This window comes from Comamonas sp. B21-038 (assembly GCF_022387135.1).
Taxonomy (GTDB): Bacteria; Pseudomonadota; Gammaproteobacteria; order Burkholderiales; family Burkholderiaceae_C; genus Comamonas; species Comamonas sediminis.
In genome coordinates this window covers 4,023,124-4,049,710 of the sequence record NZ_CP092462.1, presented here as the reverse complement: position 1 = coordinate 4,049,710, position 26,587 = coordinate 4,023,124, and the positions used below count along the sequence as shown (strand labels likewise).

Genomic DNA, 26,587 nt, shown 5'->3' with positions numbered 1-26,587 from the left:
GCGCTTTGGACGACGTGGCGGCAGGCATTCAGCACCGTGCAGAGGCCTATGCGCCACAGGCCATGCCGGCAGAGGGAGAATGTGGGGGCTGCGGCGTGCCTGCGCGCCGAGCGCCCGCCCAGCGCAGCGCGACGCCCTTTGTTCCACCTTGTCCGAAAGCGTCCATGACAGAGACCACCGATATCGCTTCCCTCATCGCCCCCAGGGGCCGCCTGCGCGCGGCCATCAATGTGGGCAATCCTGTGCTGGCGCACAAACGGGCCGATGGTTCGGCCGCAGGCGTTTCCGTCGATTTGGCGGCGCGCATGGCGGCCCAGCTGGGGCTACCGCTGGATCTGCAGCTGTTTGAGGCCGCTGCCCATTCGGTCGATGCGGTCACCCAGGGCCAGGCCGATGTCGGCTTTTTTGCGGTGGACCCGGTGCGCGGCGCGGGCATTGGTTTTTCTGCGCCCTATGTGCTGATCGAGGGCGCCTACATGGTGCGCAGCGATTCGGCGCTGACCGACAACGCGCAGGTGGATGTGGCGGCGCACGAAGTGGTGGTGGGCCAGGGCAGTGCCTATGACCTCTACCTGAGCCGGGCGCTGAAACACGCCCGCATCCTGCGGGCGCCCACCTCGCCGGCGGTGGTTGATGTCTATCTGCAACCCCGGGGCGATGTGGCTGCGGGCGTCAAGGTGCAGCTGGAAGCTGCGGTCGCCAGCCACCCGGGTCTGCGCATGCTGCCCGGGCATTTCATGCTGATCCAGCAGGCCATGGGCCTGCCCAGGGACCGGGGCGACGCCGCCCTCCAATGGCTGGCCGCGTTTGTCGAAGAGGCCAAGGCCAGCGGCTTTGTGGCCCGGGCACTGGCACAGCACCAGGTGCAAGGCGCGGTGGTGGCGCCGGGAGTGCAGCGATGAGCGTGTTTGAGCAGCTGCAGCAGTTGCTGGAAGGCGAGGGCGCCCGCTTTCGGGTGCTGAGCCACCCGGCCGAGGGCAAATCGGACGAGGTGGCGCGCATCCGGGGCACCACGCCGGGCCAGGGTGCCAAGGCCATGCTGTGCAAGACCCGCAATGCCGAGCATTGGGTACTGGCGGTGCTGCCGGGCGACCAGAAGCTGGACTTTCGCCTGCTGGCGGCCGCGTTGGGCCTGCCCAAGATGACGATGGCCAGTGCGGAAGAGGCCACCGAGCGGACCGGTTGCGTGATCGGCGCCATTCCACCGTTCAGCCCGGGCCCGCAGGTAGCCCTGGTGGTGGACCCGGGTCTGGTGGAACGCCATGCCGACATCGCGTTCAATGCCGGGCGGCTGGACCGCTCGATGGTGCTCAATGCCCAGGACTATGTGCGCGTGGCCAAGCCGGCGTTGCACCGCATCTGCGCTATGGGCTAACGCAAAAATCCAACACTGCGGCCGGCTGTGCCCGGCGCGGCAGCCTGCCGCCGCAGGGCCACTGCACAATAGGCGCCATGTTCATCGCCATCCCGCTGGAAAACAAGCCCTCCTGGCAGTCGCCGCCCTGGATGACGGTGCTGCTGATTGCGATCAACTGCCTGGTGTTCTGGGTCTGGCAAGGGGGGGAGGAGCGGGCAGCAGAGCGGGCCTCCAAAACCTATGCCCATACGGCGCTGCCGGCGATCGAGGTGCCGGCCTTTGTGAAGTATCTGGAGGCGCAAAGCCGCAACCCGGACAGCCGCATCCAGCCGCAGATGGTGCGCATGGTGCAGGGGCTGCAAAAAAAACAGGACTACGGCCAGATCTACCTGCTGATGCAGCAGGAAGGCCGTTTTCGCCGCCAGCTGCTGGCCGGCGAGGTGATCCAGGCAGGCGATCCGCTGCATGCCGAATGGCAGGCCGCCCGCGCCCGCTTTGCACCGCTGGAGCCCGCTCCCTTCACCGCCCGCTGGGCGATGAGCTATGAAGCCGGTGCCGGCCTGCAGCCTCTGCAGGCGCTGACCTCCACCTTTTTGCACGGCAGCACCGGGCACCTGCTGGGCAATATGGTGTTTTTGTTTCTGTTCGGTTTTACGTTGGAGATGGCACTGGGCGCCGGGCTCTACCTGTGCTTCTACCTGGCCGCCGGTGTCAGCGCGTCGCTGTTTGCCGGTCTGTTCTATGCCGGCTCGGGCAGCTATGGGCTGGGTGCGTCGGGCGCGATTGCCGGGCTGATGGCCATGTATGTGGTGCTCTACCGCATGCGCCGCATCCGCTTTTTCTACATGCTGGCCTTCTACTTCAACTACGCCACCTGGCCCGCGCTGGTGGTGCTGCCAGTGTGGATGGGCTTTGAGCTGGCCCAGCATTTTCTGGGGCAGCAGGGCGTGGCCTATATGGCGCACTTTGGCGGCCTGCTGGCCGGCGGTCTGCTGATGGCCTTGTACCTGCAGCTGCGGCGCAAGGAATCGGTGGTCGAGGTGGCCGCCCGTGACAAGCAGCAGGCCCAGGCCCAGAGCGCCGCACTGGCCGCCGCCGTGCAACGCGCGCAAAAGCACACCGATGCGCTGGCCTTCGAGCTGGCTGCCCCCGCCTGGCGCCAGGCGGCCAAGCTGGCGCCGGCCGATGCAGCCATCTTGCGCGCCTGGTTTGAAAGCGCCCGCCATGCGCCGGGCAGCGAGGATTTCCACCGCGCGGCCCGCGCCATCTTCAAGCTGCCAGCCAATACCGAGGCGCTGCGACGGCTCCAGCACCACAGCTGGCACAGCTATAGGGACCGCGCCCGGCCCGCCCCGCGCATCAGCGACAACAGCCTGCATGCGCTGGCGCGCAGCTTTGTCCGCCTGGGCGAATGGGACGATGCACAGAACATTTGCCAGCAGCTGGAGCACGCCGCCGACCACCCGCACTGGCCCGCGACCCTGGCCCTCGTCGCCAATGGCCTGGCCAAGGCCGGCCGGCTGGATGACGCCCGGCGCTGGCTGCCAGCGCTGCAGCGCGCCGCGCCGCAGGACCCGGTGACGCGCTGGCTCAGCCAGGCGGGCACCTGAACGCTGGCCGAGCGCCTGTAGGCGTCAGCGCCATGTAAAGTTTTCGTGAAGCCATGCCTTATGATCGCTCCCATGCTGCGCCAGCGGGGGCTGCAGACAGAAAGGCTGGCCATGGGCCCATTGCGTTCTCCACAGCAAGACGACGAGGTTGACAGCGCCCAATGGGTGATTGAGCCGTTCTGGCGCAAGCTCAACAGCTTTTTCCTGTTCCCATTGCAGCGCAAGCCCTTGCTGTATGCGCTGGTGCTGTCGCTCTGCGCCTATATGCTGATGTGGGGCCTGCTGATCGGTCTGGTCGTGGCGGTGGGCCTGCTGCTGGCGATCAGCCGGCATGCGTTCAAGATCGCGGCCTATGCCTCGCATGGCGTGCTCGACAGCAACGACTACGACGACTACCCCTGCGATGCCGACCTCAAGGTGCTGCCCTGGAAGTTTTTCGGCGTGTTGCTGGTGCATGGCTTTCTGATCGGCATGCTCGCACGGGTCAGCCCGGGGCTGGCGGCGCTGGGCGATCTGCTCTCGTCCTTTCTGATCCCCGCCACGTTGATGGTGCTGATCACCAGCGGCAGCCTGCGCGCTGCCATCAACCCCTTCATGCTGCTGAGCACGATGGGGGCCATCGGTCTGCCCTATGGCCTGCTGTGCCTGTTTCTGTTCCTGCTGATGCAGGGCGTGCCGATGGCCTTTGCGCTGTTGGTCACGGTGGTGCCCCAGGCGCTGCTGGCGCCTTTGCTGGCCTTTGTCGTGATCTATTTCAACGGCGTGATTGCCGCGATGATCGGCTATGTGATGTACCAGAACCATGCGGCGTTGGGCATCACGCCGGACAAGGCGCCGCAGGCCGAAGCCGGCGCGCCGGTGGTGGACCCGCAGACTGCGCGGGCCCAGCGCCGCGATGCCCAGGTGGCCCAGCTGGTGCAAAGCGGCGACATGAACGCCGCCCTGGCCGAAGCCCGTGAATGGCAGCGCAGCGAACCGGACAGCCTGGCCGACCAGCGCCGCTACCACCGCGTGCTCAAGCTCAGCGACAAGGGCGACGAGCTGGCGCGCCATGCGCAAAGCTATGTTGCGCTGCTGCTGCGCAAGCAGCGCAGTGCCGATGCGCTGGAGGTCTGGGGCAGTTGCTACAAGCGCGACAAAGCCTTTCGGCTGAACGAAGCCAGCCATGCCTTGGCACTGGCACAGATGGCCTGGAAGCGCATGCAACTGCCGCACACCTTGGCCTTGCTCCATGGTTTCGAGAAAAGCTATGCCGGCAGCGATCTGGTGCCCCAGGCGCTGGAGCTGACGGTGCGCGTGCTCAAGCAAGGCGCCAACAAGCCCGACCAGGCAGTGCGCGTGTTCATGCGCATGAAGATCCGCTACCCCGAACATGCCTGCACGCAGGAGGCCGCCTGGATCTTGCGCGATGAGCTGCCGGGCGCTGCGCAGGCGCCTGCCGCACCCGCCTGAGCTGCTGGATTTTTAAGCGGCCGTTGAAGGCGCCACGCTGGCAATGATGCCGCCGCCCAGGCAGACCTCGCCGTCATACAGCACGGCGGACTGGCCTGGCGTCACTGCCCATTGCGCCTCGGGGAAGTCGAGGTGGAACTGCGCGGGCGTCGTATCGGCGCCAATGATCGCGGGCGAATCGGGCTGGCGGTAGCGGGTTTTGGAGCCATAGGTGCCGGCAGCGGGCGGGTGGCCGGCGACCCAGCTGGTGTTGTCGGCGTCCAGTGCCTGCGACAGCAGCCAGGGGTGGTCATGGCCTTGCACCACGCGCAGGATGTTCTTGTCCAGCTCCTTGCGGGCCACAAACCAGGGCGCATGCTCGCCTGCGCCACGGGCAGCGCCTTTTTCCTTCACGCCCCCAATGCCCAGACCCGAGCGCTGGCCCAAGGTGTAGAACGACAGGCCGACATGCTTGCCCAGCTTGCGGTTGCGGTCGTCGAGGATCGGACCCGGTTCCTGGCTGATGTAGCGGTTGAGAAAATCGCGGAAAGGGCGCTCGCCGATGAAGCAGATACCGGTGGAGTCCTTCTTCTTGGCATTGGGCAGGCCGATTTCCTCGGCAATGCGGCGCACCTCGGTCTTCTTCAGCTCACCGACCGGGAACAGCGATCTGGACAGCTGGGCCTGGTTCAGGCGGTGCAGAAAATAGCTCTGGTCCTTGGCCGGGTCCAGGCCCTTGAGCAGTTCGAACAACTGGGTGTCGGGGTTCTGGCGCACACGGGCGTAGTGGCCGGTGGCAATCTTTTCGGCGCCCAGCCGCATGGCATGGTCCAAAAAGGCCTTGAACTTGATCTCGGCATTGCACAGCACATCGGGGTTGGGTGTGCGGCCGGCCTGGTATTCGCGCAGAAACTCGGCAAACACCCGGTCCTTGTAGTCGGCCGCAAAGTTGACGTGTTCCAGCTCGATGCCCACCACGTCGGCCACGGCTGCGGCATCGACAAAGTCGATGTTGGACGAGCAGTACTCGCTGTCGTCGTCATCTTCCCAGTTCTTCATGAAGATGCCGACGACCTCGTGCCCCTGCTTTTTGAGCAAATACGCGGTGACGGCCGAATCCACGCCGCCACTCAGCCCCACTACGATGCGCTGTTTAACCATGGGCGCAATTATCCGCTGGGCAGCGGGCGGCCGCTGTGCAAGGGCTATGCGCCAAGCCATGCTAATCGTTCATTTTTTTGAACGATGAATGCGAATTTCAGTGATTTATCGTTGATCGTTCCATCGCTAATATTCGTTCCAGGCGTTAAGCACGAATCCTCGTTGCAGACGCTTGCGGTGGGCCCGTCCCGCCAGCGCTTCAGAAAAGGAACGACCATGACCTCCAAGCCCTATGTTCGCCTCGACAAAGACAATGCTGCCGTGCTGCTGGTGGACCACCAGACCGGTCTGCTCTCGCTGGTGCGCGACATCGACCCCGACAAGTTCAAGAACAATGTGCTGGCGCTGAGTGATCTGGCCAATTATTTCCAGCTACCCACGATTCTGACCACCAGCTTTGAAGATGGGCCCAATGGCCCGCTGGTACCTGAGCTGGTCCAGGCCCATCCCCGTGCACCGTTCATCGCCCGCCCCGGCCAGATCAATGCCTGGGACAACGAGGACTTCGTCAAGGCCGTCAAGGCCACCGGCAAAAAGCAGCTGATCATTGCCGGTGTGGTGACCGAGGTCTGCGTGGCTTTCCCGGCTCTGGCGGCGATTGCAGAGGGCTTTGACGTGTTCGTGGTGACCGATGCCTCGGGTACCTTCAACGAAGTCACCCGCGATTCGGCCTGGCGCCGCATGGAGGCGGCAGGCGCGCAGCTGATGACTTGGTTCGGCGTGGCCTGTGAGCTGCACCGCGACTGGCGCAATGATGTCGAAGGCCTGGGCACCCTGTTCAGCAACCATATCCCGGATTACCGCAATCTGATGAACAGCTATGCGCGCGCCAAGGGCGGCCAGTAAGGCGCCGTTGCCCTAGCCCACCCGGTTGCCACTGCGAAGGAGTCCCGCCATGGAGCAAGCACAGATCTTGGTCTACCAGCCGCAGACCGGCCTCATCGGCCTGCAGCTGGCCGATGGCAGCTACGCGCTGGCCGAACAATGGGGCAACCAGCCCTTGCGTGAAGGCCAGCGGCTGCAAGGCAACCTGCACAGCGTGGGGATGGAGACCCTCGAGGACACCCGTACGCATGCGCGCTATGAGGTGTTCATGCAGGCCTATGGGCTCTCGGCAGAAGGTCTGCGGTTGGCCCTGCTGTAAGCACCTGCCCCACACCCCCGCAGACCTGTGGGGGCAGAGGGCGATGCAGGCGATCCGACGATGGCCTGCATCGCCTTGCGGCTGCCGCGCCGCTGTGGCTTACTGCGGTGTCAACGCAATGCGCTCGCGGGTGGCTTTTTCCACCGCACTGCGCGAGTAGGCCAGCGGAAAGTACTGGCCTGCGGCCCAGGTGTTGGCCAGGTCGCGGTAATGCGGGCTGGCGGGGTTGCCCGATTGGCCTGGCGTGTTGACCACGCGCGAGGCGTCCCAGTTGCCCACGTCCACCACCATGCGGAAGGATGCGCCAGAGGTCAGCTGGTAGGTGTCCACGTTGTAGCTGGTAGCCATCGGCGTAGCCCAGGAGCCGCCGATGCCGCCCACGCCGACATTGAGCCTTTGCTGGGTGGCACTGTCCACCACGCCGGCGAGCGGGTGCACAAAGATCGCCTGGTGCAGGCTGCCCCAGGTCCAGCTCCTGGCATCTGCCCCCAGCTTGGTCTGCAGCCACTGCATCGCCGGTGCGATGGACGAGAGCAGCACCTGGTCACGCTCGGCCTCGCTCATCCAGCCCTGCGGGCTTTCCAGCACCGCGATCATGCGGGTGGCGCTGGTCTCTTTGGCAAAGCTGCGCTCGTTGGCGGCCAGCACCTTGTCGGTCAGCGCTTTCTTCAGGGTGGCATTGCTCCAGACTTCGTAGAGCGCGGCGGCTGCGCTGTCCTTGGCCATCGTGCCGTCCCAGGCTTGCAGCAGTGCCAGGCCCTGGGCAGTCTGTGTATCGCTGCTTTGCAGTGGTGCCAGCAGTTTGAGCAGGCGCTGGGCCGGTACGGCGACGATGTCGGTCTGCCAGGCTTCGGAGTCTGCGACGCTGAGCTTCTTGCCGTCCTTGGCGGCCTTTTCAAACAGGCCATGCAGGCGCTGTGCGCGGGCTGCGTCCGACCATTCGTAGCCAATGCCCTTTTGGTAGAGCGGGTGGGTGGGCGGCACATTGTTTTCGTTGGCCGTCACCACATAGCCGCGCTGCGGGTTGAACTCCCAGGGCAGCTCGTCGCCGTTGCGGTAGCCCGACCATTCATAGCGGCCGTCACCGGGCACCGGTGTCAGCCCATCCCAGTTGGGGCGGATGGGGGTGAGCCCGCCCGGAATCCAGCCAATGTTGCCACTGCTGTCGGCATAGACCTGGTTCTCGCCCGGTGCGCCCCAGCGGTTCATCGCGGCGCGGAACTGGTCGAAATCCTGCGCACGCATATAGTCCATCGAGCCGAAGTAGGGCGCCATGCCCAGGTCCAGCCAGGCGGCGCGCAGCGCATAGGCCTTGTTGCCTTCGGCAGCCAGCACCGGGCCGTGGCGGGTGTACCAGTTCTCGACGATGACGGGCTGGGCGGCGCCCTTGACGGCAATACTCTCCGTCACCCGGGTCATCGGCTCCCAGCGGCCCTGGTACCTGTATTCCTTGCTGTTCTGCGGGTTGGTTTCGTAGACATACAGGTCTTCCTGGTCCATGTAGAAGCGCGTCAGGCCAAAGGCGATGCGGCCGTTGTGGCCGATGGAGATGCCAGGCAAAAACGGCTCGCCAGCACCGATCACATCCATGCCAGGCGCGGAGATGTGCGAGATATAGCGCAGGCTGGGCGCGCCATGGGCGCGGTGCGGGTCATTGGCCAGAATCGGGCGGCCGGTGGTGGTCATGCCCGGCGCGATCGTCCAGTTGTTGCTGCCGTAGCTGGCCAAGGTATTCGCATCGGGCTGGTTCAAGGTGGATTCGGACAGCGCCAGCAACTGCTCGGGTGTCATGTCCTGGGCCGAGACCTTGACGTTGTCCTTGGTGAAGCGCGGGCTGGCAGTGGCCAGCGCATAGGCGCGCTTGAGCTCTTTGCCGGGCAGGCCGCAGACCTCCAGCCCCTCGGGAATCTGCGGCTTCACATCGGGCACCAGCTCGCGGCGCAGCCAGTCCACCCGGGCGCCGTTGTGCTGGCCCTCGCAAAAGGCCTGGGCGCGGTCCACTTCGCCGGTGAAGTTCAGGGTCAGGCCATGGTGGCGGATGCGGACCGTGTCTTCCGCAGCCCATCGGGCCGGCTGGTAGCCCAGCAGCCTGAACTCTTCGGGCAGCAGGCTGGGGTCGGCCTTCGTCTGGGCGACAAAGGCATTCACCCCGGCCACAAAGGCTTCGGCGACGCGTTTGGAGTCCGAGCCATAGGCCAGCCATTCGCGGTACATGTCGCCACGGAACAGCACCGCGCGCGCCGCCTTGTCGCTCTCGACCCAGGCAGGGCCAAAGTCCTGGGCCATCTGGCCCAGTCCGCGCTTGCGCCACAAGTCCATCTGCCAGAGCCGGTCGCGCGCCGCCATATAGCCTTGCACGACAAAAGCGTCATAGGTGGTGCCGGCGTAGATGTGCGGCACGCCCCACTGGTCGACCAGTACCTCGGCCGGCTTTTCCAGCCCGGCAATCCTGGCGCTGTGCTGGCTGGTGGGCGGTGTGCCCAGGGAGCTGCAACCGGCGGCAAGCAGCGCAGCGGCCAGTGGCAGCGCCAGGCGGGTGGCAAAACGACGGGGGTCGTGGTGGGGCATGGTATGTCTCCTCGTTATGGTCCAGGGACAATGCCATGCTTGCCCGCGCTGCGCAATCGCGTTGGCGCCAGGCGCCGGCGGGGCTCCAATCTGTGCGAGGATGCGCGCATCTGCACGCGCTCGCGGCTGCGACTTCGGAAGGAACCCCACCATGGAACTGCGCCAGCTGCGCTACTTTGTACGCATCGTTGAACTGGGCTCGATGAGCCGCGCCGCGCTGGATCTGGACATGGTGCAGTCGGCCCTGAGCCAGCAGGTCAGCCGCCTGGAGTCCGAGCTTTCTACCCGTTTGCTCCAGCGCACCTCACGCGGTGTCATCCCGACCGAGGCCGGCCTGGCGTTTTTCCATGAGGCCCAGCTCAGCCTGCGCCATGCCGACCAGGCCATCCATGCGGCCCAGCAGGCGCGGCTGTCGGGCGCTGTCAGCATGGGCCTGTCTCCGACGATCGCCAACGTGCTGGGCCTGCCGCTGCTGCGGGCCATGCGCGAGCGCTACCCCGATGTGCGGCTGCACATGGTCTCGGCGCTGTCCGGCCACCTGACCAGTCTGCTCAACGCCCGGCAGATGGACGTTGCCATTCTGTTCGACACGCAGAGCGCACGCCGCTGGCGGGTGACGCCGCTGCTCGAAGAGCAGCTCTTTCTGATCCAGTCCCGCCAGAGCCCTGTTGCGCCCAAGATCCGCCATGGCGCGCCGGTCACTCTGGCGCAGCTGCAACAGGTGCCGCTGATCCTGCCCTCGGGCAGCCATGGGCTGCGCAGCTCGGTGATGGCCTCGTTCACCAGTGCGGGTTTCCAATCGCAGATGGCGATGGAAATCGATTCGCTGCCACTGTTGATGGAGGCGGTGGACGCGGGCATGGGTGCGACCGTCCAGCCCTGGTCGGCCGTCGGCATGTACCGCGATGCGGAGGCGCGTTTCCAGTGGTCGCAGATTGCAGACGATTCGGTGCGCCGCAAGGCGGCGCTGTGCAGCCTGTCGGACGATGAGCTGTCGCCCGCGGCGCTCGCCGCGCGTGTGGTGCTGGTCGATTGCGCCAGACGGCTGGTGGAGTCTGGCCAATGGCTGGGCGCCTCGCTCGCGGCCTGAACGCGGGCGGCGCCCGGCCACATCACAAACCGTGATACCCCCATGCGCTGGCACGGCTGCACCGGCGCGGACCGGTTGTCTAAAGTGGGGGCAACTCTCGCCGGTCGGGGTGCCGGGACCGCGTCCCTTGTGATGCAGCGCCACGACCAGGACGGGCCCTTCCCACGTTGAACCGCCACCAGGCACGCCTTGTGGCAACCCCTCATGAATACTGAAGCCTTTGACACCGATGTGCTCGTCATCGGTGGCGGCAATGCCGCGCTGTGCGCCGCCCTCATGGCCCGTGAAGCGGGCAGCCGCGTGCTGCTGCTGGAAGCGGCACCACGCGCATGGCGCGGCGGCAACTCCGGCCACACCCGCAATCTCCGCTGCATGCACAACGCCCCGCAGGATGTGCTGGTCGATGCCTATCCGGAGGAGGAGTACTGGCAAGACCTGCTCAAGGTCACTGCCGGCATCACCGATGAGCACCTGGCCCGCCTGGTGATCCGCGCCTCTTCGACCTGCCGCAGCTGGATGCGCCGGCATGGCGTGCATTTTCAGCCTCCGTTGTCGGGTGCGCTGCATGTGGCGCGCACTAATGCGTTTTTCATGGGTGGCGGCAAGGCCCTGGTCAATGCCTACTACCGCAGTGCGCAGGCGATGGGCGTGGACGTGCGCTACGAGTCACCGGTGGACCGGCTGGAGATCGCCAACGGCCGCTTCCAGGCCGCCTGGTGCAAGGGCGAGCGCATCACTGCCAAAAGCTGCGTGCTGGCGGCCGGCGGCTTTGAGTCGAACCGGGAGTGGCTGCGCGAGGCCTGGGGCCAGAACGCCCGTGGCGAATGGCCTGCCGACAACTTCCTCATCCGTGGCACGGCCTTCAACCAGGGTGTGTTGCTCAAGCACATGCTCCAGGACCAGCTTGCCGATGCCGTGGGCGACCCCACCCAGGCGCACATGGTGGCCATCGATGCCCGTGCACCGCTGTATGACGGCGGCATCTGCACGCGCATTGACTGCGTGTCGCTGGGCGTGGTGGTCAACCGCGATGCCCAGCGCTTCTACGATGAAGGCGAGGATTTCTGGCCCAAGCGCTATGCCATCTGGGGCCGGCTGGTTGCACAGCAGCCTGGGCAGATGGCGTATTCCATCATCGACAGCAAAGCCATTGGCCGCTTCATGCCGCCGGTGTTTCCGGGCGTGCGCGCTGATTCGCTGCCGCAGCTGGCCCAGAAGCTGGGACTGCCGGTGGAGACCTTCATGCAGACCCTCCAGGCCTACAACGCCAGCTGCAAGGCGGGCCATTTCGACCATACGGCGCTCGACGACTGCCACACCGAAGGTATCAGCCCCGCCAAGACGCACTGGGCCCGGCCGCTGGATACCGGCCCGTTCTATGGCTATGCACTGCGCCCGGGCGTGACCTTCACCTACCTGGGTTTGAAGGTCGATGACAGCGCGGCAGTGCGCTTTGGCGGGCAGGCCAGCCAGAACCTGTTCGTGGCGGGCGAAATGATGGCGGGCAATGTTCTGGGTAAGGGCTACACGGCGGGGGTGGGCATGTCCATTGGTACCGCTTTCGGGCGGATTGCTGGCCGCAATGCCGCACTGGCCGCTGCCGGCCAGCCCGCGCTGCATGGCGCTGTGAACGACGAGGTCTGAATGAGCATCCAATCACTGCAAGAACTGGGCCAGCAGGCCCAGACCCTGGCCACCGGCAAGGTCATCCCCATCATCGCTGCGCCCACGCAGACGCCCGCAGAGCAAGAGGTGGCGCGCGTGATGCAGATCTGCAATGCCTGCCGCTACTGCGAAGGCTTTTGCGCCGTGTTCCCGGCGATGACGCGCCGTCTGGAGTTTGGCAAGGCCGATGCGCATTACCTGGCCAATCTGTGCCACAACTGCGGCGCCTGCCTGCATGCCTGCCAGTACGCGCCGCCGCACGAGTTTGCCATCAACATCCCCCAGGCCATGGCCGAGGTACGGGGCCAGACCTATGCCGACTACGCCTGGCCTCCTGCGCTGGGGCGGCTGTACCAGCGAAACGGCCTGACCCTGTCACTGGCGATGGTGCTGGGGCTGTTCCTGTTTCTGGCATTGGCTGTCGCGTTGCGGGGCGGCGTGGGCCAGCTGTGGAATGCGCAGCTGGGCAACAACTTCTACAACCTGTTCCCGCATGGCCTGATGGTGGGCATTTTTGCGCCGGTGTTTTTGCTGGTGGTGTTGGCGCTCTTCATGGGCGTGCGCCGCTTTTGGAAGGAGGTCAAGCCCGCCACCAGTGGGGTGGATGTCGGTATGCCGGCTGCAGCAGAGGCGACGCAGGATGTGCTGCGCCTCAAGTACCTCGATGGCGGCCATGGCGAGGGCTGCCACAACGACGACGACGCCTACACGCTGGCGCGCCGCCGGTTTCACCATTTCACCTTCTACGGCTTTGCGCTGTGCTTTGCGGCAACGGCGCTGGCCACGGTGTACCACTATGCCTTCGACCTGCCTGCGCCTTACGAGCTGCCCAGCCTGCCCAAGGTGCTGGGTGCGCTGGGCGGGCTGGGCATGATGGTGGGCACGGTGGGCCTGTGGCGCCTGCACCGAAGCCGTCACCCGCTGCACGGTGATTCCCGGCAAAAGCCCATGGACCTTGGCTTCATTGCGCTGCTGTTTGTGGTGGCCTCCAGTGGCATGGCGCTGTGGCTGGGGCGCGGCACGCCCGCCTTGGCACTGTTGCTGTGCCTGCACCTGGGCGCGGTGATCGCATTGTTCGCCACGCTGCCCTACGGCAAGTTTGCCCATGGCGTGTTCCGCACGGCCGCGCTGTTGCGCCACAACACTGAAAAGCGGCAGCCCAGCCCTGTTGGCCTGGGTGCCGACTGACAAAAATCCCATATCCAGGAGACTCACGATGAACAAACGACAAGCGCTGTTGCGCACGATGGTGCTCGCACTGGTGGCAGTGCAGGGCGCCGGCCACGCCCAGGATTTTCCGCCGCGCAAGCCGGTCACCCTGGTGGTGGGCTTTGCAGCTGGCGGTGCGGCAGATTCAGCAGCCCGCCTGATTGCCAAGAAGCTCGGGGAGAACATCGGCCAGACGGTGGTCGTGGACAACCGGGGCGGCGCCGGTGGCAACATCGCGCACCAGTTTGTGGCCAAGGCCCCCGCCGATGGCTCGGTGCTGCTGTTCGGATCGGTGGGCCCGCTGACGATCGCGCCACACATCATGAAAGTCGGTTACGACCCGTTCAAGGACCTGGCGCCGATCTCGGGCGGCGTGAACTTTCCCAATGTGCTGGTGGTGCACCAGGGCGCAGGGGTGAAGGATCTGGCCGGTTTTGTGGCCAAGGCCCGGAAGACGGCCGGTGGCGTGGACTATGCGTCCACCGGCGCCGGGTCAGCCTCGCACCTGGCGGGCGAGCTGTTCAACCAGCGCGCCGGTGTCGACATGGTGCATGTTCCCTACAAAGGAGGCGCTCCCGCGCTGCAAGACTTGATCGGGGAGCGCGTGACCTCGTACTTTGCGGCTCCGCCGACAGCGCTTCCCCATATCGAGACCGGCAAGCTGATTCCGCTGGCGACCACCGGCTTGACGCGGCCCGCGTACATGCCCAACATCCCCACCGTTGCCGAGGCGGGCTACCCCGGCTTCGAAGCTCTCAATTGGTATGCGTTTGTGGCACCGGGCAAGACGCCCGAGCCGGTGCTCGAACGCTGGAATGCGGAGATTGTCAAGGTGCTGAACGACCCCGCTGTGGGCGAGGCGCTGAACGTGCACGGCCTGACGCCGCAACCGACCACACGCGCAGCATTTGCCGCCTTCATGAAAAAGGAGTACGAGCAGTGGGGCAAGGTGGTCAAGGAGCGCAAGATCAGCATGCAATGAACGCAGCGGCCAGGGGCCGCCTCCGAGGCTGCCGGTGCGATGCCTGAGGCCTTCCGGGGTCTATTCCAGCGGGTTCACGCCATCGGGCTGCACCAGCACCGATGCATCGGTGTAGATCAGGTTCAGCGCAAAACGCTGGCCGGCCAGGTAGTCGTCCAGCGACTGCAGCACCAGCGGGCTGCGCATCTGGTGGGCCTCGGCGCGCATTTCATCGGCGGTCATCCAGACGGTGCGGCGTATGCCTTCGTCGAGCGGCTGGTTTTCATAGAAGGCGCCCACAGTGCCGGTGAACGCAAAGCGCATATAGGTGGTGTCCGCGCCGCTCTTGGTCCGTACAAAGCGGTTCATGTAGATGCCCAGCAGGGCCGAGGGCTTGAAGTCGAAGGCCGTCTCTTCGAGCACCTCGCGTACACAGGCCTGGATGGGGGATTCGCCCGGGTCCAGATGGCCCGCCGGGTTGTTCAGGCGGATGCCGTCCGAGGTGTCTTCCTCGACCAGCAAAAATCGGCCATCGCGCTCAATGACGGCGGCCACGGTGACGTTGGGTTTCCAGCGGTGGGGCATGCGGCATTATGTGCCAAGTCGCTGAAATTATAAAAAGCGGCGAAAGGGCTTGCCGCGCCCATGCAAGCTCGGGCGCTGCAGCCATGCTCTGCAGTACGATAGCGCCATGCACGCACCTGCCCCCACCCCAGCCATACCCGCACAGTCCGTCTATGCCGAGCGCCGCGCCCAGGTCGCGCGCCAGCTGGGCGAAGGCGGGATCGCCATCATCCCCACGGCGCCCGAGCATCCGCGCAACCGCGACAGCGACTTCCTGTACCGCCACGACAGCTATTTCTACTACCTGACCGGTTTCACCGAGCCCCATGCCAGCCTTGTGATCACCGCCGATGGCAAGACCACCCTGTTTTGCGCGCCCAAGGACCTGGCGCGCGAGATCTGGGACGGCTACCGCCTGGGCCCGGAGGCAGCGGTGGCGGCCCTGGGCGTAACGCAGGCCTATTCGGTCGCCGAGCAGGCCGCCCGCATGCCCAAGATGCTGGAGAACCGCAGCGTGGTCTGGTACCCGTTTGCGATCCACCAGGGGCTGGAGAGCACAGTGGCGCAGTGGCTCAATGGCGTGCGTGCCCGCACCCGCTATGGCGCACTGGTGCCCGAGCAGCAGCGCGACCTGTGCACCGTGCTCGACGAAATGCGGCTCTTCAAGGATGCGCATGAAGTGCCGATTCTGCGCCGCGCCGGGGCCATCAGCGCCCGCGCCCATATTCTGGCGATGCAGCGCTCGGCCCGCATGCTCCGCGCCGGCCAGGATGTGCGCGAGTACCACCTGGATGCCGAGCTGCTGCAAGCCTTCCGCGAATACGGCTCGCAGTACCCCGCTTATGGCTCCATCGTGGCCGCTGGCGCCAATGCCTGCGTGCTGCACTACCGCGCCGATGCGGCGCCCATCCGCGATGGTGAGCTGGTGCTGATCGACGCAGGCTGCGAGCTCGATGGCTATGCCAGCGACATCACCCGCACCTTCCCCACCAATGGCAGATTCAGCGGCCCGCAGCGCGATCTGTACGATCTGGTGCTGGCCAGCCAGGATGCGGCCATTGCGCTGGCCCGGCCTGGCAAGCGCTTCAACGACATGCATGACGCCACCGTCGCCGTGCTTGCGCAGGGCATGCTCGATCTGGGCCTGCTCGACAAGAACAAGGTCGGCAGCGTGCAGGATGTCATCGACAACCGCAGCTACTTCCAGTTCTACATGCACCGCACCGGCCACTGGATGGGCATGGATGTGCATGACTGCGGCAGCTACATCGAGCCCAGCGAAGTCGGCCACACCAGCGAGCGGCGTGATCCGCTCTCGGGCGAGCTGATCCTCAACCGCCCCAGCCGCATCCTGCGCCCCGGCATGCTGACCACCATCGAGCCCGGTATCTATGTGCGTCCGGCCGATGGCGTGCCTGAAGCGTTCCACAACATCGGCATCCGCATCGAAGACGATGCGCTGATCACCGACGATGGTTGCGAGCTGCTCACGCGCGGCGTGCCGGTCAAGGCCGACGAGATCGAAGCGCTGATGCGCGATGGCGCGCCCCGGCCTGCCGATCTGGCCTGATCCGACCTGCGTTTACACAACACCTGCCGGGCCTGGCGCCTTGCAGGTGTTTTTTTATGGGCCGCTCCATTGTGCAAACGCACATCGAATGAAACCGCGCTGTAACTCGCAGTGGCTGTTTCTCGTGTCAGAATGGAACTGAATTACATCGGGCCGGTATCTGGTGACAGGGCCGGCCCCACTTTTGAGACAAAGACACAGGGACCTGTCCATGATTTCGCCCAAGATCCGCCGCGCCACCAAGATTGTTGCCACGCTGGGCCCCGCCTCCAGCGAGCCGGCCCTGCTCGAAGAGATGATCCGTGCGGGGGTCAATGTGGTGCGTCTGAACTTCAGCCACGGCAAGGCGCAGGACCATGTGGACCGCGCCCGCATGGTGCGCGAGGCGGCGCAGCGTGCCGGCCGTGAAGTGGCCATCATGGCCGACCTGCAAGGCCCCAAGATCCGTGTCGGCAAGTTTGCCGAAGGCAAGGTGATGCTGGAGCCGGGCGCGAAGTTTGTACTCGATGCCTCCCGCCAGGAGCCCGGTGACCTGCAGGGCGTGGGTCTGGACTACAAGGAGCTGCCCCGCGATGTGCGCGCGGGCGATGTGCTGCTGCTCAACGACGGCCTGATCGTGCTGACCGTCGATGGTGTGCTGGGCGACGCGGTGCACACCACCGTCAAGCTCGGTGGCGAGCTGTCCAACAACAAGGGCATCAACAAAAAGGGCGGCGGCCTGACCGCGCCGGCGCTGACGGCCAAGGACATGGAGGACATCAAGACCGCGATGAGCTTCCAGGCCGACTACGTAGCCGTCAGCTTTCCCAAGACCGCCACCGACATGGAAATGGCACGCCAGCTGTGCATGGTGGCCGCAGCCGAGTACCGCCACCGCCCCGGCCTGATTGCCAAGATCGAGCGTGCCGAGGCGATTCCGCACCTGGAAGACATCCTGCGCGTGTCCGACGGCATCATGGTCGCGCGCGGTGACCTGGCAGTGGAAGTGGGCCATGCGGCGGTGCCGGCCTTGCAAAAGAAGATGATCCGCATGGCGCGCGAGATGGACAAGGTGGTCATCACCGCCACGCAGATGATGGAGAGCATGATCACCAACCCCGTGCCCACCCGCGCCGAGGTGAGCGACGTGGCCAATGCCGTGCTGGACGGCACCGACGCCGTGATGCTGAGCGCCGAGACAGCTGCCGGCAAGTTCCCGCTGGAGACGGTGCTGGAGATGGTTGACATCTGCGCCCAGGCTGAGGCCTCGGCCGACTGGGATGTGGACACCGACTTTGTGGGCAAGACCTTCCAGCGCATCGACCAGAGCATCGCGTTGGGCGCGCTGTTCACTGCCACCCATCTGGGTGCCAAGGCCCTGGTCGCGATGACCGACAGCGGCTCGACCGCGCTGTGGATGAGCCGCCACCGCACCCAGATCCCCATCTACGCGCTGACGCCGAAGGTGGCCACCCAGCGCAAGATGGCGCTGTACCGCAATGTGCGCCCGTTGCTGATGGACACCAGCGCCGACCGCGACACCGCGCTGGCCCAGGCCGAGGTGCACCTGAAGGCCCGCGATATCGTGCAAAGCGGCGATATCTATGCGATCACCTGTGGCGAGCCGATGGGCTCGCCCGGCGGCACCAACATGATGAAGATCAGCCGCGTGCTTTAAAGCCGCCTGGCCTTTGACCGGTACCGGGGCGCTTGCAGGCGCCCTTTTTTTGTCGCATGGGTACCCGTTGCAAAACCCCGGCTACGGCTCGACGGCAAAAGGCGCGATGCGCCGCATCCCGATCCGCGTCCATCCCGTTGGGCGAGGGCCCTGCAGAGGATCGCTAGATCCGTCCCAGGTTGTGCGGATTTGTGACTGCGGCGATACTATGCCGCTCAGCGAGCCTGCCCATACGCCCGTGTGGACCAAGGGACTGCGCTGAAGCCATTCGAAACCAGGCTTTCTTGCCCCCGGAGACAGGGGCAGACCGGTGCTTCACCCGCCTGGCTTTCGACCACCTAGCCAAGCTGCTGCGATAAGAATTCACAACACGCACGCCTATAGCAGCCCAGCCAAACCCTTGTTGTTGAGCAGCACAGCGCCGCTGTGCCTGCATGTTTTTTTGGAAGAGGGAATCTATGTCGCAACGACTAGTACGCCGTTCGGTGTTGGGGCTGGCCTTGGGCCTGGGTTTGGGCGCAGTTGCCGGCGTGTCTGCACCGGCGTTTGCACAGACGGCGGCCGCCAAGGCCGGCAAGCTGGACGCCCGTGCGGTGGCAGTGGGCTACAGCGAATTGGTCTACGCCAACTACAGCGATAGCTTGGCATCGGCACGCGACATGCAAAAGGCCATTGCCGCCTTGCTCGCAGCCCCCTCCAAAGAGACGCTGGAAGCCGCACGCAAGAGCTGGCTCGACGCGCGTGAGTTCTATGGTCAGACGGAGGCCTTCCGCTTCTACGGCGGCCCGATCGATGACGAGAACGGCCCCGAAGGCCAGATCAATGCCTGGCCGATGGACGAGTCCTATGTGGACTATGTCGAGGGCAAGCCCAACGCCGGCTTCATCAACGATCCCAAGTTCAAGATCACCAAGGCCAACCTGGCCAAGCAAAACGAGCGCGGCGGCGAGGAAAACATTGCCACTGGCTGGCATGCGATCGAGTTTCTGCTCTGGGGCCAGGACCTGTCCGAAACCGGCCCGGGCGACCGCTCGTTTGAAGACTATGTCGATGGCAAGCGCGCCAACGCCGACCGCCGCCGTCTCTACCTGAAGGTGGTGACCGAGCTGCTGATCGACGACCTGGCCAGCGTCACCAAGGCCTGGGCGCCGGGCCAGAAGAACTACCGCGCGCAGTTCGACAAGGGCGGCGTGGAGTCGGTGCGCAAGATCATCGTCGGCCTGGGCTCGCTCTCGCGCGGAGAACTGGCGGGCGAGCGCATGGAAGTGCCGCTGAACTCGCAGGACCAGGAAGACGAGCATTCCTGCTTCTCCGACAACACCCACCGCGACATGGTCGCCAATGCCACCGGCATCCAGAACGTCTGGCTGGGCCAGTACAAGCGCCGCGATGGCTCGACCCTGAAGGTGGCCTCGCTGGCCGACCTGGTGGCGGCCAAGAATGCCGAACTGTCGGGCAAGACCAGCGCGCAGATCGCCAGCACGGTCAAGGCGACCGAAGGCATCCAGGCCCCGTTCGACCGAGAAATCATTGGCGGCGCCGACGCACCGGGCCGCAAGCGCATCCAGGCGGCGGTGGACAGCGCCACCGAGCAGTCCAAGCTGCTGGTGCAGGCGGCCAATGCCATCGGCATCACCAAGCTGACCCTGGTCCAGCCCTGACGAAGGACCGTTGCTGCACTATGTCTGTGATGATGAATGACAACAAGCCCGGTGGCCGCGCGCAGCGGCTGGCATGGGCAGCAGCGGGTCTGTGCGCGGCCACCGCCCTGGTGGTGGCCCTGCGCCCGGAGGCCAGCGTGGCGCAGACCAGCGCCCCCGCCGAGGCCGCCGCAGCGGCGCCCGTGCAAGACCCCAGCGAGATGACCGGCGGCGACACCACGGTGTTTGCCACCGGCAAGAACGCGTTCTCGTTTCCTTTTGCTTCGCTGGCTGATGCAGAGCGCACGCGCTTTGTCATCGGCAACTCCTTTTTCAAGCGCAACTGGGTGGAGGCACCGGCCTCGACCCGGCTGCGTGATGGCCTGGGCCCGCATTTCGTTGCCCGCAGCTGCGCGGGCTGCCACGTCATGGATGGGCGCGGTGAGCCGCCAGAGTTCCACCGCACGCTGGGGCCCGATCCCGAGCCCACGGTGGCGCTGCTGATCCGCCTGTCGGTGCCCGGCAAGGCCGACCCGCATGCGGGCGTGGTGCCCGAGCCGACCTATGGCGACCAGTTCAACAACGCGGCCGTGCAGGGCGTCAAGCCAGAGGGCATCGTGCGCATCCACGGCACGCCGATCAAGGGCCGCTTTGCCGATGGCACGGCCTACGAACTCATCCAGCCACGCTACGAGCTGACCGACCTGGGCTACGGCCCGATGGCCAAGGATGTGATGCTGAGCCCGCGCATCGCACCCCAGGTGGTGGGCGTGGGCCTGATCGAGGCCATTGCCGAGGCCGACATCCTCGCCAATGTGCAGGAGCAGGCGGCGCTGGCCGGCCCCATCAAGGGCCAGGTCAACCGCGTCTGGGATGCCTATGGCCAGCGTGAGGCGATTGGCCGCTTCGGCTGGAAGGCCAACTCGCCCAGCGTCGCGCACCAGACGGCCAACGCCTTCTCGGGCGACATGGGCATCACCTCGCGCATCTTCCCGAACGAGAACTGCACCCCGGCGCAAAAGGACTGCCTGGCCGCACCGCATGGCGGCGGACTGGACAAATCCACCGCCGGCCGCACGGCGGCGCAGGCGCGCGCCGATGCCCCCGAGATCGACGACAAGACGCTCGACGATGTGATCTTCTACCAGGCCACCTTGGCGCCTGCGGCCCGCCGCAACATCAATGACTCGGCCGTCAAGCTGGGCCAGCGCCTGTTTGCCCAGGCGCAGTGCGCCGTCTGCCACAAGCCCAGCTATGTGACCGGCCCCGGCCCCTTCCCCAGGCTGACGGCCAAGAACATTGCTGGCCAGAAGATCTGGCCCTACACCGATCTGCTATTGCATGAAATGGGCCCGGCGCTGGCCGATGGCAGGCCGGACTTTCTGGCCAACGGCCAGCAGTGGCGCACGCCGCCGCTGTGGGGCATTGGCCTGATTCAGGACGTGAACGGCCACCAGCGACTGCTGCACGATGGCCGTGCGCGCGGCGTGCTGGAGGCCATTCTCTGGCATGGCGGCGAGGCCGAGCAGGCCAAGCAGCAGGTGCTGAACATGGGGGCTTCCGAGCGCGAGGCCCTGGTCAAGTTTGTGGAGTCGCTATGACGCAAGTCGGTACCAAGCCTAAGCCTGTGACGGCCGCGCAATCGCTGGGCAGGGCCTGCGCCCTGGCGGCCCTGGCCGCCACGGGCAGCCTTGCCCCGTTGGCGCAGGCCGCGGACACCCCCATGCCCTACTACACGGCCGCCCAGGCGCTGCAAAGCCTGTATGGCCAGCACCTGCCAGCGCGCGCGGCGGCGTTTACCCAGGCCGCCAACGCGCAGGACCAGGCACTGACGAGCTACTGCGCCGGGCCGGCGGGTGCCGCCAAAACGGCGGCAGCAGAGCTGCGCGGCCAGTGGCAGCGCAGCCATACCGCCTGGCTGCAGTTGTCCACGCCCAGCGTCGGGCCCTTGGTGGAGCGCCGCTCGCTGCGGCAGATCGATTTCACGCCGATCCGCACGGCGCTGATCACCCGCGCCGTCAAGAAAGGCCCGCAGACCACCGCCGACATGGAGCTGGTGGGCACACCTGCCAAGGGCTTTGGCGCGCTGGACTGGCTGCTGAGCCAGGGCCTGCAGCCGGCCAGCCCGGAGTGCGCGTTTGCGGTGCAGGTGGCCCGGGCAATCAGCGCCGAGGCCCAAAGCCTGCAGGCGGCGCTGGAGCCCCTGCGCAGCAAGACCTGGAGCGTCGAAGGCTCGGAGAGCGAGGCTGAAGATGCCGCCAGCCCCGGCGCCAAGGAGACGGGCGCGGCGATCGAGGAATGGATCAACCAGTGGCTGGGCGGGCTGGAGCGGCTGCGCTGGGCGCAGATGGAAAAGCCGGTCAAGGTGGCCGAGGGCAGCAACAAGGCCCCCGCCTTTGCCCGCATCGCAATGGCCGACAACTGGCGCGAGTGGCAGACCCAGTGGCAGGCCCTGCATGCCCAGGCCTTGCTGACCCCGGCGCAGCGCCAGCTGCCCCCGGTGCCCGGCAAGGACCTGATCTCGATCGAAGCACTGCTGCTCAGCAAGGGCCATATCGGGCTGGCCCAGCGCTGGCGCGAGGCCATGGGCGCGGCCGATGCCGCGATGCCGGCGCCAGGCACGCTGCCCACCAAGGAGGGCGCGCAGGCCAACAGCGAGATTCTGGCACTTGCCACCAAGCTCAAGGGCATCACCGCGCTGTACCAGGCCGAGGTGGCGCCGGCGCTCGATATTCCGCTGGGCTTTAGCGACAGCGATGGCGACTGAGGGCAAACGGTGACGGTGTTATCCACATCCCGGCCCCGGCGCGCGCTGCTGCGCGGGCTGGGCGCGTCGGCGATGGGCGCGCTGGGCCTTGCCGAGCTGTCCTTTGCCAACGATGCGGGCAGCACGGCGGGCAGTACGGCGGGTATAAGCCGGCTCGCAGCCGTCTGGCGCGATGGACCCAGTGCGATGGCGCAGGACTGGGCCGGTGTGCTTGAAGTACTGCCCCAGGCCGGCGGCGGCCATGCCTGGCGCATGGCAGCGCGCACCCCGCTGCCCACACGCGGCCATGGCGTGCAAACCCTGCCGGGCGGCCAGCTGGTCTTTGCCGCGCGCCGGCCCGGCGATTGGCTGCTGCGCTGGCAGCCCAAGACGGACGCGCTGCAATGGGCCTGGATGCAAGAGGACCGCTGCTTCAACGGCCATGTGGCGCTGGCGGCGCCCGCCACCGCGCAGGCCTGGCAGGCCCAAGCGGGTGCAGGCCGCAGCGGCATTCTCTTCACCACCGAAACCGATCTGGAAGACAGCCAGGGCTGCATCGGGCTGCGCGATGCCGCCAACCTGCAGAAGCTGGCCGAATGGCGCAGCCATGGCATGGATCCGCACGAATTGCTGGTGCTGCCGGCCGCGCTGGGCAGTCTGCCGGCCGGCACCCTGGTCGTCGCCAATGGCGGCATTCCCACCCAAAGCGAGACCGGGCGCAGCAAGAAATGGCTGGACAGCATGGACCCGTCCCTGGTCGCACTGCACCCGGCCGATGGGCGCCTGCTGGGCCAGTGGAAGCTGCCCGACCCGCGCCTGTCGATCCGCCACCTGGCCTGGGATGCCGCGCGCCAGCGCCTGGGCATTGCGCTGCAGGCCGAGCATGGCGATGCGCGGCGCCACAGCGCGCCCATCTTCGCCGTCTGGGACGGCCAGCGCCTGCAGCTGGCGCAGGACCAGCCACCGCTGGCCGGCTACGGCGGCAGCGTGGAATGCGCGCCCCTCGCGCAAGGGGGGTTTGTCGTCAGCTGCCCCAAGTCCGACTGCATGGCCTGGTTTGACGCCCAGGCGCGCTACCTGGGCAGCAGCCCGCAAAGCGAAGTCTGCCCGGTGGCCCGCGATGGCGGGCGGCTATGGGCCGGCGGCGGCCATGGGGTGGCCGAGCGGACTAGCCGCAGCAGCGACCGGGCGGTGCCTGCGCTGGACACGGTGACCGGCCTGATGTTCGACAACCACTGGCGCTTGATGGGCTGAGGGGCAGCGCCCCGGCACGGTTCAGGCGCTCAGGCGCTGAGACGGCGGCGTGCCATGCCCATGTCGATGACCAGGCCTGCGGTCCAGCACAGCCAGGCGGTCCACAAGGTGTGGCTCATATAGTGGGCGCCGCGCATCTGCTGGCCCAGGCCCAGCAGCAGGCCCATCACGAGCGCCACGGCCAGCCACCAGCGGGCGGCGCGCGGTGTATCGCGGGCCAGCGCAAAATAGCCGCCGACAAAGGAAAAGCCCGCCGCCGCATGGCCGGCTGGAAAGCAGCGGCCAGCGCCACCGTCATGCACGCCCCAGCGCCAGTGCGACACATACTCGGCCACGCCGCCGAAGACCGACAGATCCCAGGGGCAGCTGGTGGCGCTGCTGCGCTTGAGGATGGCCACCACCGCCAGAGACGCCAGAATGCTGACCAGCAGCTGCACCCGGCGGGCCGTCGGCAGCTTGCGCAGCAGGCCAAAGGGCATCCAGACGCCCAGGCTCAAGGTCAGCACGATCACCCAGCCCAGGTTGCGCATGCCCTGGTGCATGTAGGTGACCAGAAAGCGGTCGTCGCGCAGCGCAAAGCCCTCGGCGGTGCCCCAGACCTGGGCCAGCGCCAGGTCCTGGCCCGAGACATCCCAGAGCGCAATCAGCAAAAAGCTGAGCACGGTGGCCAGCAGCCAGCGGGGGTTGTAGAGAGCGGGGCGGGGTTCGGTCAGGGGGACGGGAGGGCAGGAAGGCATCATTGCATGCTGCGCCGACCGGCTTAAGGGCTTCTTAATGTCCCAGGTGCAGGGCGCCGGGCATAGGCGCGGTGGCGCAACTCATGCACAATGCCAGCCATGCGCATACTCATGGTGGAAGACGATGCCGGCATTGCCGAGGGCCTGAAGGCCAATCTGCAGCAGCGCGGCCATGCGGTGGACTGGTGCCCGACACTGGCCGAGGCCTGGCGTGCGCTGACGGCCGAGGGCTTTGACGTCGTGCTGCTCGACCTGGGCCTGCCCGATGGCGACGGCTCGCGCCTCTTGCAGCAGCTGCGCAATGCGCCGCCGCCCACGGGCCTGCGCAAAAGCCTGCCCGATCCGGCGACGCCGGTCATCGTGCTGACGGCCCGCGACGGCGTGCATGACCGCATTGAAAACCTGGACCTGGGCGCGGACGACTACCTCTCCAAGCCCTTCGATGCCGAAGAGCTGCAGGCCCGGTTGCGCGCGCTGGTCCGCCGCGCGGCGGGCCGCGCCAATCCGCTGATCCACTACCGCGACCTGGTGCTGGACCCGGCCTTGCACCAGGTGCGGCTGCGGGACGAAGGCGTCGAGCTCTCGCCCCGGGCCTACACGATCTTGCTGATCCTGCTGCAGGCCCATGGCAGGGTGCTGTCGCGCCAGCAGCTTGAAGAAAAGCTCTACAGCTTTGATGCCTCGGTCGAGAGCAATGCGGTGGAGGTGCATATCCACCACCTGCGCAAAAAGCTCGGCGCCGACTACATCCTGACGATGCGTGGCGTGGGCTACTTCATGCCCCAGGACCAGGCATCGTGAACCTGGCGGCCAAGCCCCTGCGCCTGCCGCAGCTGCGCACCCGGCTGCTGGTCTGGATTCTGGGGGCGCTGGTGGTTGTCTGGGCCAGCTTTGTCTACTGGGCCTACCAAACCGGTATCGAAGAGGCCGATGAGCTGACCGACGGGCACCTGGCCGGCGTCGCCGCGCTGGTGCTCAACATTCCCTACAGCGCGCAAATCCCGGCGGGCCTGCCGACCGAGCGGGTGCCGCTGCCGGGGCTGCATGCGCATGACTACCAGCAGTCGATGAGTCTGCAGGTCTGGACCGCCGACGGTGACCTGGTACTCAACGTCGGCAGTGCGCCGCGCCTGCATTTTGCCGATGGACGCAGCGGTTTCTTTGATGCGCAGCTGGGCGCGAGGCACGAGGTCTGGCGTACCTTTACCCAGTGGAACACCGAACACACGCGCAAGGTGGCGGTACTGGTCAACCTGCAGGAGCGCGATGACCTGGCCGATGACATTGCCGGGCAGATGATTCTGCCGGGTTTGTGGCTGCTGCCGGTCGTCACCCTGGTGCTGGGGCTGACGATCCGCGCCGGCCTCAAGCCGCTGACCCAGCTCTCGCGCGATGTGGAGCAGCTTGAACCCGAGCAGGGCCAGCGCCTGTCCACCGGCCATAACTGGCAGGAGTTCCGGGCGGTGACCCTGGCCTTCAACAGCTTGCTGGACCGCAATGACGAGGCGATGGAGCGCGAGCGGACCTTGGCCAACCAGGTCGCCCATGAGCTGCGCACGCCGCTGGCCTCCATTAGCCTGCATGCGCAATCCCTGCAAGGCGGGCTGGACCCGGCCCAGCAGGCCCAGGCGGTGCAGCGCCTGCATGCCGATGCGCTGCGCGCAGGCCATGTGCTCAACCAGATTCTGGCGCTGGCCCGCAGCAACCGGGTGGCGCTGACCCAGCAGGCCGCGCCGGTGGACCTGGCGCAGCTGGCCCGCAGCATGGTGGCTGAGTACGCGCAGGCGGCCTGGCGCCGGGGCAGCAGCGTGGCCGTAGAGATGCCTGAAAAACTGTGGGTGAAAGGCCATGCCGTGCTGCTGGAGGTGGCCTTGCGCAACCTGGTCGAGAATGCGCTGCGCCACACCCCCGAGGGCACGCAGATCGAGGTGCAGGGCGGCATGGACGGGGGGCAGTGCTGGCTGCAGGTCTGCGACGATGGCGGGCGCGTGCAGCAGCAGCCCGTGCACGAACCGGTGGACAGCCTGCAACTGGGCCACCAGATCGTGCAGCGCATCATGGCGCTGCACGGGGGCAGTTTTGCGCAGCCGCAGGCGCTGGCGCCCTATACCACTTGCTACCGCCTCAGTATGCCGCTCGCCCAGATGGCCTGAGCTTGCTAAAATAGGCAGTTACCAAGCGGTTACCATGCCGCAGACATGAATCCAGGGTGTTGACGCGGCT

The 26,587-nt window shown here is 66.4% G+C and carries 22 protein-coding genes; 18 read left to right on the top strand and 4 right to left on the bottom strand.

Annotated elements, in window-relative coordinates:
- Positions 1-164: 164 nt before the first annotated feature.
- The 4 genes from MJ205_RS18450 to MJ205_RS18435 all read left to right on the top strand — a co-directional run bounded on the left by MJ205_RS18450 (position 165) and on the right by MJ205_RS18435 (position 4,419).
- A complete protein-coding gene (locus tag MJ205_RS18450; RefSeq protein WP_239809793.1) occupies positions 165-902 on the top strand; it encodes a transporter substrate-binding domain-containing protein in 738 nt (245 codons plus the stop codon).
- Positions 899-1,375, top strand: a complete 477-nt coding sequence (locus MJ205_RS18445; protein ID WP_239809792.1) for a YbaK/prolyl-tRNA synthetase associated domain-containing protein — start codon at positions 899-901, stop codon at positions 1,373-1,375. Before MJ205_RS18450 ends, MJ205_RS18445 begins: the two co-directional genes overlap by 4 nt.
- A gap of 77 nt (positions 1,376-1,452) precedes the next feature.
- Entirely contained in the window at positions 1,453-2,967 is a 1,515-nt protein-coding gene (locus MJ205_RS18440; protein WP_239809791.1) for a rhomboid family protein, read from the top strand.
- 111 nt (positions 2,968-3,078) lie between these two features.
- The gene (locus tag MJ205_RS18435) at positions 3,079-4,419 is read left to right on the top strand and encodes a hypothetical protein (protein ID WP_239809790.1); all 1,341 of its coding nucleotides are present in this window, start codon (positions 3,079-3,081) and stop codon (positions 4,417-4,419) included.
- Between the two features lie 12 nt (positions 4,420-4,431).
- Here the strand turns inward: MJ205_RS18435 and mnmA are convergent, their stop codons facing one another.
- On the bottom strand, positions 4,432-5,559 hold the full coding sequence (gene mnmA / locus MJ205_RS18430; RefSeq protein ID WP_239809789.1) for a tRNA 2-thiouridine(34) synthase MnmA: 1,128 nt from the start codon (positions 5,557-5,559) through the stop codon (positions 4,432-4,434).
- Positions 5,560-5,775: 216 nt separating this feature from the next.
- Here mnmA and ycaC point away from each other — a divergent pair, with 216 nt between their 5' ends.
- Both ycaC and MJ205_RS18420 read left to right on the top strand, forming a co-directional pair.
- Positions 5,776-6,405: an isochorismate family cysteine hydrolase YcaC gene (gene ycaC / locus MJ205_RS18425; protein ID WP_239809788.1), complete on the top strand. Its 630-nt coding sequence runs from the start codon at positions 5,776-5,778 to the stop codon at positions 6,403-6,405.
- A 49-nt stretch (positions 6,406-6,454) separates the two neighbouring features.
- Positions 6,455-6,703, top strand: coding sequence for a hypothetical protein (locus tag MJ205_RS18420; RefSeq protein WP_239809787.1), 249 nt, complete (start codon positions 6,455-6,457; stop codon positions 6,701-6,703).
- A 99-nt stretch (positions 6,704-6,802) separates the two neighbouring features.
- Here MJ205_RS18420 and MJ205_RS18415 read toward each other — a convergent pair whose 3' ends face one another.
- The gene (locus tag MJ205_RS18415; RefSeq protein ID WP_239809786.1) at positions 6,803-9,271 is read right to left on the bottom strand and encodes a penicillin acylase family protein; all 2,469 of its coding nucleotides are present in this window, start codon (positions 9,269-9,271) and stop codon (positions 6,803-6,805) included.
- A gap of 151 nt (positions 9,272-9,422) precedes the next feature.
- Here MJ205_RS18415 and MJ205_RS18410 point away from each other — a divergent pair, with 151 nt between their 5' ends.
- The 4 genes from MJ205_RS18410 (at position 9,423) to MJ205_RS18395 (ending at position 14,217) form a co-directional block, all read left to right on the top strand.
- On the top strand, positions 9,423-10,361 hold the full coding sequence (locus MJ205_RS18410) for a LysR family transcriptional regulator (protein ID WP_239809785.1): 939 nt from the start codon (positions 9,423-9,425) through the stop codon (positions 10,359-10,361).
- A gap of 204 nt (positions 10,362-10,565) precedes the next feature.
- Positions 10,566-12,005, top strand: coding sequence for an FAD-dependent tricarballylate dehydrogenase TcuA (gene tcuA, locus MJ205_RS18405; RefSeq protein ID WP_239809784.1), 1,440 nt, complete (start codon positions 10,566-10,568; stop codon positions 12,003-12,005).
- Positions 12,006-13,214, top strand: a complete 1,209-nt coding sequence (gene tcuB / locus MJ205_RS18400; RefSeq protein ID WP_239809783.1) for a tricarballylate utilization 4Fe-4S protein TcuB — start codon at positions 12,006-12,008, stop codon at positions 13,212-13,214.
- 58 nt (positions 13,215-13,272) lie between these two features.
- Positions 13,273-14,217: a Bug family tripartite tricarboxylate transporter substrate binding protein gene (locus tag MJ205_RS18395; RefSeq protein WP_239812790.1), complete on the top strand. Its 945-nt coding sequence runs from the start codon at positions 13,273-13,275 to the stop codon at positions 14,215-14,217.
- A gap of 60 nt (positions 14,218-14,277) precedes the next feature.
- Here MJ205_RS18395 and MJ205_RS18390 read toward each other — a convergent pair whose 3' ends face one another.
- A complete protein-coding gene (locus tag MJ205_RS18390; protein WP_239809782.1) occupies positions 14,278-14,781 on the bottom strand; it encodes an NUDIX hydrolase in 504 nt (167 codons plus the stop codon).
- A 106-nt stretch (positions 14,782-14,887) separates the two neighbouring features.
- Here MJ205_RS18390 and MJ205_RS18385 point away from each other — a divergent pair, with 106 nt between their 5' ends.
- The 6 genes from MJ205_RS18385 to MJ205_RS18360 all read left to right on the top strand — a co-directional run bounded on the left by MJ205_RS18385 (position 14,888) and on the right by MJ205_RS18360 (position 23,627).
- Positions 14,888-16,330, top strand: a complete 1,443-nt coding sequence (locus MJ205_RS18385) for an aminopeptidase P N-terminal domain-containing protein (protein ID WP_239809781.1) — start codon at positions 14,888-14,890, stop codon at positions 16,328-16,330.
- 211 nt (positions 16,331-16,541) lie between these two features.
- Entirely contained in the window at positions 16,542-17,987 is a 1,446-nt protein-coding gene (pyk, locus tag MJ205_RS18380) for a pyruvate kinase (RefSeq protein WP_239809780.1), read from the top strand.
- 458 nt (positions 17,988-18,445) lie between these two features.
- Positions 18,446-19,648, top strand: coding sequence for an imelysin family protein (locus MJ205_RS18375; RefSeq protein WP_239809779.1), 1,203 nt, complete (start codon positions 18,446-18,448; stop codon positions 19,646-19,648).
- A gap of 29 nt (positions 19,649-19,677) precedes the next feature.
- On the top strand, positions 19,678-21,228 hold the full coding sequence (locus MJ205_RS18370; protein WP_446715093.1) for a di-heme oxidoreductase family protein: 1,551 nt from the start codon (positions 19,678-19,680) through the stop codon (positions 21,226-21,228).
- Positions 21,225-22,394, top strand: a complete 1,170-nt coding sequence (locus MJ205_RS18365; protein WP_239809777.1) for an imelysin family protein — start codon at positions 21,225-21,227, stop codon at positions 22,392-22,394. The genes MJ205_RS18370 and MJ205_RS18365 overlap by 4 nt, the downstream gene beginning before the upstream one ends.
- Positions 22,395-22,403: 9 nt before the next feature.
- Complete coding sequence (locus MJ205_RS18360) at positions 22,404-23,627, top strand: DUF1513 domain-containing protein (protein WP_239809776.1); 1,224 nt, start codon at positions 22,404-22,406, stop codon at positions 23,625-23,627.
- Positions 23,628-23,656: 29 nt separating this feature from the next.
- Here MJ205_RS18360 and MJ205_RS18355 read toward each other — a convergent pair whose 3' ends face one another.
- Entirely contained in the window at positions 23,657-24,364 is a 708-nt protein-coding gene (locus MJ205_RS18355) for a phosphatase PAP2 family protein (RefSeq protein ID WP_239809775.1), read from the bottom strand.
- 99 nt (positions 24,365-24,463) lie between these two features.
- Between MJ205_RS18355 and MJ205_RS18350 the strand changes: the two genes are divergently transcribed.
- Together MJ205_RS18350 and MJ205_RS18345 are read left to right on the top strand one after the other, a co-directional pair.
- Complete coding sequence (locus MJ205_RS18350; RefSeq protein ID WP_239809774.1) at positions 24,464-25,165, top strand: response regulator transcription factor; 702 nt, start codon at positions 24,464-24,466, stop codon at positions 25,163-25,165.
- Between the two features lie 2 nt (positions 25,166-25,167).
- Entirely contained in the window at positions 25,168-26,517 is a 1,350-nt protein-coding gene (locus MJ205_RS18345; protein ID WP_446715092.1) for a histidine kinase dimerization/phospho-acceptor domain-containing protein, read from the top strand.
- Positions 26,518-26,587 lie beyond the last annotated feature (70 nt).